This window comes from Pedobacter sp. P26, from assembly GCF_050632135.1.
In the GTDB taxonomy this organism is placed as follows: Bacteria; Bacteroidota; Bacteroidia; order Sphingobacteriales; family Sphingobacteriaceae; genus Pedobacter.
The window spans coordinates 131,932-145,470 of record NZ_CP192574.1 but is presented as its reverse complement, the minus strand read 5'-3'; the positions used below and the strand labels follow the sequence as shown (position 1 = coordinate 145,470).

Annotated in this window: 11 protein-coding genes and 1 pseudogene; 11 read left to right on the top strand and 1 reads right to left on the bottom strand. The window is 38.6% G+C overall.

Annotated features, from left to right (window positions below; translation table 11 throughout):
* The first annotated feature begins 9 nt into the window (after nt 1-9).
* The 8 genes from ACQ86H_RS00705 (at nt 10) to ACQ86H_RS00670 (ending at nt 7,190) form a co-directional block, all read left to right on the top strand.
* Nucleotides 10-1,989 carry a hypothetical protein gene (locus tag ACQ86H_RS00705; RefSeq protein WP_431293521.1) on the top strand — a complete coding sequence of 660 codons (1,980 nt, stop codon included), beginning with the start codon at nt 10-12 and terminating at the stop codon, nt 1,987-1,989.
* A gap of 17 nt (nt 1,990-2,006) precedes the next feature.
* On the top strand, nt 2,007-3,488 hold the full coding sequence (locus ACQ86H_RS00700) for a hypothetical protein (RefSeq protein ID WP_431293520.1): 1,482 nt from the start codon (nt 2,007-2,009) through the stop codon (nt 3,486-3,488).
* A gap of 65 nt (nt 3,489-3,553) precedes the next feature.
* Nucleotides 3,554-3,820 (top strand): papain-like cysteine protease family protein, encoded by a 267-nt coding sequence (locus ACQ86H_RS00695; protein WP_431293519.1) that lies wholly within the window; start codon nt 3,554-3,556, stop codon nt 3,818-3,820.
* Nucleotides 3,821-4,636: 816 nt separating this feature from the next.
* The gene (locus ACQ86H_RS00690) at nt 4,637-5,086 is read left to right on the top strand and encodes a hypothetical protein (protein ID WP_138819113.1); all 450 of its coding nucleotides are present in this window, start codon (nt 4,637-4,639) and stop codon (nt 5,084-5,086) included.
* Between the two features lie 18 nt (nt 5,087-5,104).
* The gene (locus ACQ86H_RS00685; RefSeq protein ID WP_431293518.1) at nt 5,105-5,749 is read left to right on the top strand and encodes a hypothetical protein; all 645 of its coding nucleotides are present in this window, start codon (nt 5,105-5,107) and stop codon (nt 5,747-5,749) included.
* On the top strand, nt 5,730-6,521 hold the full coding sequence (locus ACQ86H_RS00680; RefSeq protein ID WP_138819115.1) for a sensor histidine kinase: 792 nt from the start codon (nt 5,730-5,732) through the stop codon (nt 6,519-6,521). Before ACQ86H_RS00685 ends, ACQ86H_RS00680 begins: the two co-directional genes overlap by 20 nt.
* A 1-nt stretch (nt 6,522) precedes the next feature.
* Nucleotides 6,523-6,984 carry a response regulator gene (locus ACQ86H_RS00675; RefSeq protein ID WP_431293517.1) on the top strand — a complete coding sequence of 154 codons (462 nt, stop codon included), beginning with the start codon at nt 6,523-6,525 and terminating at the stop codon, nt 6,982-6,984.
* Nucleotides 6,972-7,190: a LuxR C-terminal-related transcriptional regulator gene (locus tag ACQ86H_RS00670; protein WP_431293516.1), complete on the top strand. Its 219-nt coding sequence runs from the start codon at nt 6,972-6,974 to the stop codon at nt 7,188-7,190. The genes ACQ86H_RS00675 and ACQ86H_RS00670 overlap by 13 nt, the downstream gene beginning before the upstream one ends.
* A gap of 169 nt (nt 7,191-7,359) precedes the next feature.
* Here ACQ86H_RS00670 and ACQ86H_RS00665 read toward each other — a convergent pair whose 3' ends face one another.
* Nucleotides 7,360-7,761 (bottom strand): DUF1842 domain-containing protein, encoded by a 402-nt coding sequence (locus tag ACQ86H_RS00665; protein WP_431293515.1) that lies wholly within the window; start codon nt 7,759-7,761, stop codon nt 7,360-7,362.
* Between the two features lie 1,301 nt (nt 7,762-9,062).
* Between ACQ86H_RS00665 and ACQ86H_RS00660 the strand changes: the two genes are divergently transcribed.
* From ACQ86H_RS00660 to ACQ86H_RS00650, 3 genes and pseudogenes are all read left to right on the top strand, one after another.
* Nucleotides 9,063-10,412 (top strand): ATP-binding protein, encoded by a 1,350-nt coding sequence (locus ACQ86H_RS00660; RefSeq protein ID WP_431293514.1) that lies wholly within the window; start codon nt 9,063-9,065, stop codon nt 10,410-10,412.
* Between the two features lie 132 nt (nt 10,413-10,544).
* Nucleotides 10,545-11,188, top strand: a pseudogene (locus ACQ86H_RS00655) (TOTE conflict system archaeo-eukaryotic primase domain-containing protein); the annotation flags it as partial.
* Nucleotides 11,189-11,305: 117 nt separating this feature from the next.
* On the top strand, nt 11,306-13,531 hold the full coding sequence (locus tag ACQ86H_RS00650; protein WP_431295504.1) for a DEAD/DEAH box helicase family protein: 2,226 nt from the start codon (nt 11,306-11,308) through the stop codon (nt 13,529-13,531).
* Nucleotides 13,532-13,539 lie beyond the last annotated feature (8 nt).

The window sequence follows — 13,539 nt, the reverse complement described above, 5'->3', positions numbered from 1 at the left end:
TATTAAAATATGGAAACCCATTTCAATGACATTTTAACATTGCCATCCACTGGTTTACAGGATGTAAAATCAGCACAGATACTTGTTTCATGCGAACTGATGAAAAATCAGGTCAAAGCCTCGCCAATTGAACCCAATGATAATATCCTGGTGGCACAGGACAGCAAAGGGCAGCCCTTAATATTTACCATTGGGGCAGATGGTATTTTACGCTTATTGCAATTTTCGGCAGGATCAGTCGATGGCTTTTCGTCCATCAACTTAATGGATGGTTTTAAAGACTATGACAAGGCCATAACCTTTGATATCAGCGAAGATTTAAAAGGCCGGATTTCAATAGCCTTTTCTTTATCACTTAAAACTACTGGCTTTACGGATGTTTTTATTGCTGAAAATATTCCGAATAATGCAGACTGGTCTACATTCGCTGCTTTGTGCAAAAAGGCGCAGGGTATTGATGCTTCTTTCATTGCCGATCACATTCGCCTGGGAACAACCGACATCAATAATAACGCCATGGTACTGGCAACCGGTAAAATAAACGATAATGAATATTATTACGAGATCAATGGCACCGATTTTACCGCCGTTAAAATGGAGCTACCGGAAAATGTACACCAGGCCACCGAAATTGAAATTGGTTTTGCCTTCGGCCAGAAAGCCAAGTTTTTTTTATACGGCATAGGCGATTCGCAAACATTGGAATGTACTACCATTGCCGATAAGTTTGAAGGCAGTTTGGTGTATGATTTTAGTCCCGGTAATGCAGAGATACCCCTACAATACCAAAAAATGGCCTATAACTGTATGCAAACTGCCTATGGTACACAAACAAACCCGATGTTGATTTCCTCAGACCTTTACATCGGCACAGCGCAGGGTATATTTCTGTTTAACGGATGTAAAATTAAGGACGGTGGTTTCCAGGTAGTTACTGATAAAATAAAAGATGTACACCAGTTATATATCACCCAGGATACATCCAGCATATCTGTTTGGGCAATGGTAAGCCCTAATAACCTCTACTATATTTATGGTAAAAAGAGCAGCGCAGGATATACATGGAACGATCCTATCCTGTTTAATACCGAAACAATCCACATTGCACCAATAAGGAATAAAATTAAACTCAGCAATGAGCTTTACCTGGTTGACCAGAACGAAAACCTTATTCATTGCTGGCAGGACCCCACATCAACCATCTGGAATCAAAGAACCATTAATGTAAAAGCAAGCGATTACCTTATCAACCTGGATTCGTTTACTACCAAGGTAAAAATTACCGACCAGGATGGTAAAATCCTTCCTAACGAAAACATCTCCATCACTTCGTCTGAGTGGCTTTTTGTGAATATCAATGGCAAAATTTACAGTCTCGATATGGACAACCCTGCAATAGTGGCTACAGATGGTCGCGGGATGATCAATATCATCCAACTGACAGATAATATCGCCTCGCCGATTTTTCACCTGGATGCAGCATTTTTGGATAAAATAGTGAACATTTATCCAAATGGTAAAATTCAGCATGGCCTTTCGCAAATAAGCTCGGGCGCCGACTTGCAGAATGCGAAGGACGCTGATGGAAATCCGGTTTTAACGCAAACACAATCATCAGATACCCTTGACGGCGTTTCGTCTAATTTAAGCCAGCTTACCGGCGCCGCGGCAACCCATAAAACAGGTGTGGTAAAGGATGGTGACTTGTTTACTTCGTTAACGGATAAGGGTACGAGGGAAACAGGCAAGCTTAATCTTTCGCATCTGCCGGATAACTTTATAATTGGGATGAAGTTGGAAAACGGAACCTGGAAACCCCATACCGATGCTGGCGGATTTATTAGGGCGGGCGGCATCGGCGACGATTTTTTAACTGCCGTGGGCGATGCTTTTAAATGGCTGGAAACAGCTTTTGAAGACGGAATAAAACTGGTAGAAAAGGGCGTTACCTACCTAAAAGACGGTGTAAGTTTCGTGGTTAAAAAATAGGAGATGCCCTACACTTTGTGCTGAGCATCGCGGATAAAATATTAACCATTGTACTGGACACCCTGTTAACCGTATTCAAAGCAATAAACTGGGTACTGAAACTAATTGGTATTGATCTGCAGGCTATACTGCGTTGGTTAGGCCATTTGCTGGGTTTAGACGATATCTGGAAAACTCATAAAGTAATTGCTGCGTTAATGAATAATGGAGTTAATTATGGCGCAGGTTTGCTGGAAAGTAAATTGCAGGATTTGGAGTCGTTTTTATCAACAACTTTAAATAACGCCGAAGATATGATCTTGAAACAGGTGTTACCTGCCAATATCGCCAGCCAGTCGCTCAGCCAGTCAGGTTCAATAGATAGCCCCTTAAATTCGTCGGCAGGCGATTGGATATTCTCGCAAATATTTAATAATAACTTATTCGGCGGCGGCTCATCAGGTAGTGTTAGCCACAATCCGTTTGAGCAATTTGTTAATGATGTTATACAACCAACCGTTTCTGTTTTAATTAATGACCTGGAACAGTTTTTTAAGGATTTTACAGGTTTATTATCGGGGAATATTGCTGATGCTTATAAATTGATAGCAGATCTGATAAAACTGGTCATCGACCCAATAAAAACCATTATACTGGGAATACTGAAATTTTTAGAAGACCTGGCGGGCGATTTAGCGGCTGCTTTGACAGAAATTGTCGATATTCCGTTCCTTAACACGATGTACAAATTTTTTACATCGTTATTGGGCGAAGAAGAAGACCTGACCATAGTTAATGCAGTAGCCTTCATTATTGCCATTCCATACACCTTTATCTCCAAAACTATGTTGGGCCATGCTCCATTTGCCCAGGATGATTATGGCATGCAATCACCAGATTATTATAAAAATCTGTTTAGTGACCAAACCTCGCCATTTTTACTGGCGGGGAGTTCATCCGGCGCAATAGCTTATTCAAAAATAGGCGGAAGTATTGCATCCGTGGCGGGCGTAGTGGCAAGCATATTAACCCTTATTGGTTTTATGGAAGATGATGACGGTGAAAATCAAGGGTTAAGTACACTAGACAAAATTGCCATGGGGTTTTCGGTGCTTACAGCATCATTGTCTTTTCCGATAAAGAAAGATGATCAAAACCACGATTCTTATGTCTTAAAAACCTGTACCTGGGTATTGGCGATTATTAAGGATCTGGGGTTTAAGTTTATTCCCAAAAAAGAAATAGCGGCCGGCGCCGAAGCTATTGCAGATGGTGTTATATTTTGTATGGCAATGCCCGCCGATTCGCTCAATGGTGAAAATGCAGGAGCCTACTTCCAGGATGTGCTTAGTAATTGCGGTGGCGCAGCAGCAGCCGGTGGTATGGCCTTTAAGAAAACCGAAGCAGGACTTATAATTGGTGCAGTTGGTGCAGGTATAGCTTATATTGGCGCCATTATCGGGCTGGTAAATTGCCTACAATCTGACGGAATAGTTCATAATGTTAACCCGGGCGGCTAATTCCGGATGATTTCTTTAATACAAAACCAGGGGCTGGCAGCCCCTGGTTTTAATTTACTTGCAAAATGGTTGAATCAATTGATTTTAATATAGACAAGCAACTTAAAAGCAACTGGTGCTGGGCGGCTGTAGCAGCATCTATAGCCCGTTATTACGGGAAAACCGAGTTTCAGGATCAGGTGCAATTAGCATGGCGGGTTTTGGGCAAAGAATGCAAATGTGCAGGCGTAAGCTGTTCGATTTGTAACATACCGCAGTTTATTGGTGAAGTACTTAAAATTACAGGTTTGCAAAAAAAGCAATACCGGCAGCAGTATCAAAAGATGAATTAATTGAAGAACTGATCAATCAACGCCCCGTGATTGCTGTTATTAAATGGAATAACTCGGCAACAGGCCACCTTATAGTTGTAAGCGCGGTTAACTGCGACCAACATTTTACTGTTTGGGATTCCCGGCAACCTCAAATGTCCATTTTATCTTATCAAGATCTGTTAAATAATTACCAGGGCAAATCAACATGGGTAAATACTTTTTTTACCGAAGCGAATTAGTATTTAACTGCGAAGGTCAGTAAAGTCGTGAAATACTACAACTCATATTTTTCGTCAAAATCAACATAGGAAATCAATTAATGAACTCAAGATATAGCTATTAACGCTATTTAAATTTAATCAATTTTTTCGGGATAAGCACTACAGTAGTTTGTTATAAATACTTGCTATTTTTCAGGCATTTGCTTTCAAGGAGTTGAATTTGGCACTATATATCTATAAAATTATTATTGAATGAAATTTAGCTCGTTTTGTAGATAAATATCTCAAATATTTGTAGATTGCTTTGAATTAACCTCAATCAATCAAACAATGACAAACCTGTTTTTTTAAGTGCCTGATACCTGCTGAAGGAGCCGGCACAATGTAATTTTTTCAGTAAAACAGCGTTCGCGGGTTTTTATTTCAATGCTGCCAGCAATTTATATTTTTACAGCAACCTCTAAACTAACATATACCCAAAGCCTATGGTTGATGAAAAAGATTGAAAAATATTACAAAATAATTTACTTACATCAATTACGTTTTACTGGCTGGCCGCAAAAAGGCGGGTGCTAGTAACGGATCCTATAAAAAAATATAACAATCGAAAAAAATGGACAAAATTTATAAAGATTACGTCAGCAATAACGAGATAGAATTGCACAGCATTCATGATAAAACTATTAGCTTAACAACGGCAAAAAAACGCGTAAAGCGATGGTTGGAAACGATTGGCAGTATGCCTGAATTTAAAGATAACCCTAAAAAAATACCAAGGGCAATACTAATCTCAATGGATGACATCAAACAATTACAGGAAAAATATACCGGTGCAGTTGGAATAAGAGTGTATTTTGGCCTTGGCGGAGAAGCGCAGCCCACCGTTGGCGATCTGGACGGGCTTATAGTTCCGGTATTGTTGAAAGACACAGGCGAAGCAATAGACCCGATTGAAAATGATACTACCGAAACAGACCTATTGGTATACGACTTTACTACCCCTTGTCCGCCGGTTTGCAATCTGTCAAGTGAGTTATATATCCCTTTTCCTACATCCGACTGACCTTGCTGATCAATATTTATGCAGCTATTTTATATTGCTATAATAGTACCGGCGCTGGTACTGCTACCCATAGTTGCCGGTTTGATAATAAAAGTCTATAAAACCAGCAGCTTTAAAATAATATTATTCTACCTGGTTTTTAGCGGCATAACCAATGTTGCCGAGCGGCTACTGGGCATGCGGCATATCAATAACCTGCCATTATTGCACGTTTATACCATAATTGAATTTTTGTTTATTATGCGATTTTTTCAATTAGTCTTAAACCACCCGGCGACGGTTAGGCTTGCCGGGTGGTTAATGGTTATTTTCCCCATTTTTGGTATCATTAATTTTGTTTTTATACAGGATATTCATCGGTTTAATTCGTACCCGCGGCCGGTTGCCGCATTAATTATTATTGCTTTCTGTTTGTTTTATTTTTTAAAATACAGCGAAACCGAAAATCAAAAATCATGGGTATATTATCCGCTCACCTGGATAGTAAGCGGCTTGCTGGTTTATTTTGGCAGTTCTCTTTTTTATTTTGCGTTTCTAAATGTACTTATTGAAAAAGTGAGCTCAGCTGTGGCTTATCTTTTTGTTACCATACACGCTACCCTTGTGATGGTGATGTACCTGTTATTTACTACCGGGTTTTTATATGCAAAAAACGAGCGATAATATTTTTATACTGTTGCTGCTAAGCATCGGCGGAGTATTTATGCTGGTTGTTTCATTTGTTGTGATTTTCATCAGGCACCAAAACAAGCTGCTGCGGCAGCAAAGGCAAATACAACAGGCCGAAATTGCCCATCAAAAAGAACTGTTGCAAACGGTTATCGAATCGGAGGAGACCGAACGTAAACGAATAGGACAGGATCTGCACGACGATGTGGGCACTGCGCTCTCGAATTTGCGAATCACTATCGAGATGTTTAACCGCAGCACATCCGCAGACCTCGACAGTTTTAAAAACTCGTGTAAATCAATTATTGATAAGGTGATTTTGGATGTGCGTAATATCTCGCACAACTTGTCTCCGGCGGGCATCTTGCTTTATGGTTTTATTGGCGCTCTGGAAGAATTAAGCGAATTTGTAACACTACACAGTGGCCTGCAGGTCAGCATCAGCAATAAAGCCGGCGACCTCCCTGATCGGCTCAATGAAGCCGCAGCTATTTCATTGTACAGGGTAATGGAAGAGTTGCTGAATAATACGATTAAACACGCTGGGGCTAACCGGGCATACATCAGCTTTGAAACCGAGGGCGGTTATATGAGCGTGAGTTATCAGGATGATGGGCGTGGAATGCCAAAGAATATCAAAACAAAAAAGGGGATTGGTCTGCAGAATATTGAAAGCAGGCTCGGAATTATAGGAGCTGATTTTACCATGGGCCAAAACCAGCTTAGCGGGTTTAGTATGCTGATCAAAATAATACCAGTTATTTAACATGGAAAATATCAGAATAGCCATTGTGGATGATCAAAATATTTTCAGGCAGAGTTTGGGAATGCTGATTAATAGTATCCCTGGCTTTGAATTGGTTACCGATGCGCATAGTGGGCCTGACTTTCTGGAAAAATTAAAGGGCCTGCACACGCTACCCGATATCGCCCTGATAGATATGAGCATGCCCGGTATGAATGGTATTGAGCTGAATGAAATTTTACAGAAACAGTACTCCCAAATAAAGATTGTGGTATTATCGGTTCTGATACAGGAAAGGCTTATCTCAAAAATGATAGCCGCCGGAGCCGATGCCTATCTTGAAAAAAACTGCAATAAGGACGAATTGATAACCACTATCAATACGGTGCACGCGACCGGTTTTTACATCAATCAGCAAACCATGCAGGCTTTACAGCATACAGCAAATTTCAAGAACAAAAAAACAGGGAATTGGCGGATATAACAGCAGATATTACAAAGCGAGAAAGGGAAGTGCTTGAGATGATATGTAATGAACTTAGCGCTGCTGAAATTGCCGGGAAATTATATTTAAGCGTACGTACGGTTGAAGGGCACCGCAATAACCTTATTCTTAAAACCGGGTGCCGCAATACCGCCGGCCTTGTGTTGTTTGCTGTAAAAGCAGGCATATTTAGCCTGGATTTATAATTATTGCAAAACCAAAGTTTTGCAATAATTATAAAATGATAAGGTACACCATCGAAAATATTTAATCCTGATAGAGCTACTTTAAGGCAAATTTGCTTACAACAATAGTTTTGAATTTAATCGCTTGGAAAAAAATAATTATTTTCATTAGTTTGCTTCGAAATTGCGATTATACAGTTGCTATTTCAAGTTTTCGCACAGACTCTTCTACTTTTACCCAATGACCATTTTCAAGATATTCATATACGGCTTTGCCGCTTTGCCAATCATCAGTTAAAAGCAATGATGCCTTTAAATTTGGAGCAGGGAGGCCTATCGGCTGAAAGTAAGCATACCCAGTTAAATTTGCCATAATTGATGTTTTATGAGGCATAGTGGTCTGAAAATGGTATTCACCCCTGATTTCGTCGTCAGCATCGATGCCCGGCCCACGAAGAGTGGCCGAACCAGTTATCCTTTTGGACACTGTATTGACGATTAAATTAAATTCGATGATTGGAGCAGTACCCACCGGAGAATCGATTAGATAGATCACATGAAAAGTACCGGTTTTTGTTTTGTGTTCTGACATGACTTTACATTTAAAGTTTTTTAATTTATTTCTTATGTCAAAGTAATGAGGAATGCCTGACCGTTCCCCGCGTAGAAAAACGCGAATGATAAAACAGGTATTTATACTCGCTTTTGTTGTATTAAGTTGGACATCCCGGATCCCATTTAGATTTAACACTTAAGACTGATGAATTCTGCAAGATCAAGATAGCTGATGCCGCTGGCATGATCTGCTGCATCTTGCTGAAGCAATAATGTCATTGCTGAAGCAAAATGAATGCATTTTCAGCTGGGGGCTCTGCCCAATATCTTATAATAAATTGTATAGTATGTACCAGAGAAATTCAGATAAAAATGCTCAGAAACCTCAATTTTACATTGGTGGGCTAATTGAGTATCCCATGAGGATCAATCACGTCAGATTTGGATGCTGCTCCCCAAGTGATCCTACTGGAGCGACAAGCAGACTCAACCATTTGCTTAATTAAGATCATCCGGATGACTATCGTCATCGCATTTTTGCTTGCTGCTTCAAGTTGCTCGTAAAGCGGTCATTGGCGGAGCAGACATGTTTTGATCGTAATTTATGGACTATCCGGATCAAGCTTAAAACGTATTACACCAATGCGGTGCTGATCGTAAGGGTCAAGGATTACCTTAGCCTCAGGTTACCATCATCTCCTCTTGAGATCTGGTCCAACTGAAGCTGCTTCACGTCAATATAAGAAAGTCCGGTATAGCAGCTGAAAATACTTTTTTATTAAGTTGCTGACCTTTAATTATTTACAAGAATGAGTAAATTTTCGTCTCACTAAAACCAGTCATTCAGAATGAAAAGCCATGGGTATTAATGCGTTATAAAAACCAAAACAAAGTCTTGAAAATCAACGATTTGCGCAACAATGTTCTGGTTTGAATCTAAGGAAGTGGTCCCGACGAAGCCAGAACAAGCTTTATTTAAACAACCTCCTGACTAACAATTACTTGCAAAACACAATTACGACTCACTAACGATCCAAAATGACTGTTATTGGGCTCAAATGTTATCACTCAAATTTACGAAATGAATTCGTTTAACACAAGAAAAATCATCTAAATACAACTAGCTACAAAATATCAAGAAAATTAATAAATGATTTTCGCAAACATTTCAGTAATAACAACACATACATTTACCCTAATTCTATTACAATTATTAATTATATTTACCCTAATTCTGTGACAGGAAAGCTATTAATTAACCCTAATTCTGTGACGAAATATTCATTAATTAACCCTAATTTTGTAACAACAAGTAGTTTTGGAATTAAAGTTTGTCAAATGTTCGATAGGATAATATTTACGGAGTTAGAAAAATGGCTTACCAAATCAAATCGTAAGCCATTAGTGATAAGAGGCGCCAGACAGGTAGGTAAGACGACCGTTGTTGGGCAATTTTCAAAAAAATTTAAGCAGTACATCTATCTCAATCTCGAGCTTGCTGTTGACAGAAAGCCTTTTGAAGAGTTCACAACGATCGAATTACTCGTGCAGTCTTTGTTTTTTATTAAAAATCAGTCACTTACCCAAAGAAACGATACACTTTTGTTTATTGATGAAATACAGGAAGTGCCTGAGGCCTTAAACATTCTACGTTATTTTTATGAAGACCAACCAGGGATTGCGGTAATAGCCGCGGGCAGTATGCTCGAAACTTTATTTGATAAAAACATTAGCTTTCCGGTCGGAAGAGTGGAATATATGGTATTAAGGCCTGTTTCTTTTCCAGAGTTTTTGAGTGCTATGGGTGAGCGGGAAGCGATAAATTATTTACAACAAGTACCCGCACCACCCTTTACACATGATAAACTCATGCAGCTATTTCATACCTATGCACTTATGGGGGGAATGCCAGAAGTTATTGCAGCGTATAGTAAAAACAAAGATCTACTGGAATTGTCATCAATCTTCGATTCGTTGATTACGGCATATATGGACGATGTTGAGAAATATGCCGGTACAAATGCACAGGCATTACATATAGGTCATGCGATAAGGGCATCATTTGGACAGGCCGGTCAGCGTATTAAATTTGAAGGTTTCGGAAATTCGCCCTACCGGTCCAGGGATATGGGAGAAGCATTAAGAACGCTGGAAAAGGCGCTGTTAATTGAGCTCATTTACCCGTCAAGTGATGTAAAACTGCCTTTGCTGCCAGACTATCGGAAATCTCCAAGGCTTCAGGTGCTGGATACTGGAATGCTTAATTATTTTGCTGGTATACAGACAGAGGTTTTAGGAACTGATGATTTAAATAAAGTTTATCAAGGGACCTTAATTGAGCACTTGGTTGGCCAGGAATTATTAGCGACACAGTTTAAATCGTTAAGTGCGCTCCATTTTTGGGTACGGGAGAAAACCACTTCAAGTGCGGAGGTGGACTACGTTGTACCTTTTGAAGGGCAACTCATTCCGGTAGAAGTGAAATCAGGAGCTGAAGGCAAATTAAAATCTTTGCATATGTTTATGGATCTGTCCCCACATAATATGGCCGTCCGATTTTATGCAGGCTCGCTGCACATTACTGATGCCGTTACCCCCGGCGGAAAGAAATACAAACTATTGAATCTCCCTTATTATCTGGTATCTCAAATCGAGAATTACCTAACCTGGTTCAAAACGCAAATTTAGATTAGCAAGTTTACACGAATTTTTTCAAAAGATTTAAAATAGATTAGCGCATAGCATTTATTATCAAATCTTAGGATCATAGCTGTATATTCGAAAAGCAGTACAGAAAGATTATAATCGAATCCTACGTAAATGGAAAATTTGACTCAAGAACAAATTAATTTGTATAAGTCCCTATTTAAGGGAAGAGAAGATGTTTTCGCATTGCGATGGGAAAAAGAAAAGAAAAAGCGGATACTCACCAGCGTATTCGTATGACCCATATCTGTATAAAATTCACAAAATGAAAGGTGGAAGTTTTCAGAACTATACAGAAAAAACACATCAAGCGCTGGACAATATCCAGATCGCGAATCATCTAAATGGAAAACAATTTGTTGGAATTTATCCTCTTTTACAAAATAACACGTCGTGGTTTATAGCTGCAGATTTCGATGAAAAAAATTGGATAAACGATTGTCGCTTATTTATAACTGAATGCAAAAAAATAAAATCCCTTGTTACCTTGAGAGATCAAGGTCTGGCAATGGCGGGCATGTATGGATTTTTTTAACAAGCCTTTCCCTGCTTACAAAGCCCGGAAGATTCTGTTAAAACTTCTTGAAAACAGTAATGTAGTGTCAATTTTCGACAAAAATGCGAGTTTCGACAGGATGTTTCCAAATCAGGACTACCTTTCTGGAAAAGGGATTGGTAATCTCATCGCCCTACCACTTAATCAAACAATTAGTAGCCAAGGAAATAATTGTTTCATAGATCCCGATACACTACAAAAATATGATGACCAATGGGGCTTTCTAAAAAAGATAGAGCGTATCGACATACAATATTTAGATGATATATACACATCGCTTTTCAATGAAGCGGCTAATGAAAATGCGTCCCCTAAAAAATTGACAATCAGCCTTTCTAATGATGTTAAAATCAGTAGAGAAGGCCTGACACCAGCCTTGACAGAGTTTCTAAGGGAATCATTAAATTTTCCGAATACAGAATTTATCATTAGAAAAAATAGCGGGAAGAGCACATTTGGTTTACCCAGATATTTTAGGTTTATCCGAGAAAATGCCAGTGGTTTTTCAGCTCCTAAGGGCTTCATAGGAAAACTTATCAGATTCTGTTTAGAGCAGAAGATTAATTATGATCTTAAAGATATAAGAACTCTAAGACCTGAAATAATTTTTTCGTTTTACCCAAAACTCCGAGAGTATCAATTCCCAGTTATTGCAGCAGCAGAAAAGAAAAATATTGGAATTATTGTTGCTCCGCCTGCGACAGGAAAAACTGTAATGGGCTTAAAAATAATTGCATCAAAACAGCAACCTGCGCTTATATTGGTACACAGGAAACAATTGGCAGATCAATGGGCGGAAAGAATCGAAACATTCTTGGGTATACAAAAACAGGACATAGGCACAATCGGCCAAGGCAAAAGAAAAATCGGCACCCACATAACGATCGCAATGATCCAGAGCCTGGTTAAAGAGCTTAAAGGCGAAAATGCAGATAAAATAAAATCCTCATTCGGGACTATAATTGTGGATGAATGTCATCATATAGCGGCTGAAACCTTCAGTGACACGATTGGTCAACTTAATTCATTTTATCTTTATGGCCTCACGGCTACGCCATTTCGTAAAAATGATAATGGAAACTTAATCTCTGTACATCTTGGGGAAATAATATCGGAAATAGAAAGCAGTAGTATAAAAAACGAACAATCTCCGGAAATAATTATAAGGAATACAGCACTTGATGTATCATATAATGCAAAAACAGATCGTTTTGAAACACTATCAAACATACTGATACATGACAGTTTAAGAAATAATTTAATTATAGAGGATATTACATTACAAATTGGCCGAGGTAAAAAAGTAATTATTCTAACAGAGCGCAAAGAACATATTGAAACTTTGCACCAGCAGCTCAAAAGAAACTTTGAGGTCATCACACTTAGTGGGGATGACTCAGAAGCTAACCGGAAAATAAAATGGGGAGCTTTAAATTCCGGAAATTATCAAGCCCTTATTACCACTGGTCAATTTTTTGGAGAGGGTTCAGATCTGAGCAACGCACAATGTCTGTTCCTTGTATATCCATTCTCATTTGAAGGCAAATTAGTGCAGTATATTGGAAGAGTCCAGAGATCTGAAATTAAACCAATAATCTATGACTACAGAGATATAAAGATTGAATATCTAAATCGAATGTTTCTTAAAAGAAATGTCTACTACAGAAAATTAGAAAAAACACTAACTCTATTTGATGATTTTGATGAGCAGAAAGAATTACCGAAATCACAGCAAGAATCAATTATAGAAAAATCAATAAATATTCCCATTGAAAAGCTTGATTTCCTATTTGGAGCAGTTGCTTTTGATATATCAGTGAAAGATTATGGAAGGGAAATCAATTTTGATATTGAAAATTTGACGATAAGGCCGGAATTTGAGGTTTTGAAACCATACTTTGAAAAATTTTTAAAATCAAAGTCGGTTAGAGCCGAAATTTCTTTAGTCTTAAGAAGTGGCAATATCATAGCTAAATCGGCTAGGTCGGAAGATATAAATAAATTAAGCAGGGAAATTATTGAGGCGGCCAGATTCCGGTATGTAGAAAATACTTTGTTTAAGCGAAATTCAGGATATAAGATAGATGCCACTCAAAATGGGGGAGCAATTTCTGAGGGCAATAATTTGCCTTATGAATCCGGCGAGGAGTTACTTAATGATGTTTTGAATAAAGGAAATTACAGGCACCAAAGACAATTGAGGTATTTGGCTGAATTCCATGCAACTCATATATTAAAAGTTAGATTTGTCTTAAGTCCATTCGCATTCTTGTTTCTCTTGGATGGGAAAGATCACTTCCATATGATAATGGAAACATTAGACAGCGAAGAAGCAACATATATTTGGCGTATCAATAAAAGTGTTGGTGATTTAAAAATCGAACTTGAAAGAATAAATGAGTATATCAGAGTTATAAGAAATCAAGGTAGGCTAGCTTACTTAACTTCTGCACCATCAAACTTCAGCCGCATCCTACATGACTATTCAGATGAACGGAAAGGATTTGTAATCTGGAAAGACACTCTTGAAGAACAGATAATTTGATTATTTTT

Coding starts and splice junctions, on each gene's coding strand:
- ACQ86H_RS00680 (WP_138819115.1), top strand. CDS start 5,730: ATGCAAAAAACGAGCGATAATATTTTTATACTGTTGCTGCTAAGCATC.
- ACQ86H_RS00685 (WP_431293518.1), top strand. CDS start 5,105: ATGCAGCTATTTTATATTGCTATAATAGTACCGGCGCTGGTACTGCTA.
- ACQ86H_RS00675 (WP_431293517.1), top strand. CDS start 6,523: ATGGAAAATATCAGAATAGCCATTGTGGATGATCAAAATATTTTCAGG.
- ACQ86H_RS00690 (WP_138819113.1), top strand. CDS start 4,637: ATGGACAAAATTTATAAAGATTACGTCAGCAATAACGAGATAGAATTG.
- ACQ86H_RS00660 (WP_431293514.1), top strand. CDS start 9,063: ATGTTCGATAGGATAATATTTACGGAGTTAGAAAAATGGCTTACCAAA.
- ACQ86H_RS00665 (WP_431293515.1), bottom strand. CDS start 7,761: ATGTCAGAACACAAAACAAAAACCGGTACTTTTCATGTGATCTATCTA.
- ACQ86H_RS00705 (WP_431293521.1), top strand. CDS start 10: ATGGAAACCCATTTCAATGACATTTTAACATTGCCATCCACTGGTTTA.
- ACQ86H_RS00695 (WP_431293519.1), top strand. CDS start 3,554: ATGGTTGAATCAATTGATTTTAATATAGACAAGCAACTTAAAAGCAAC.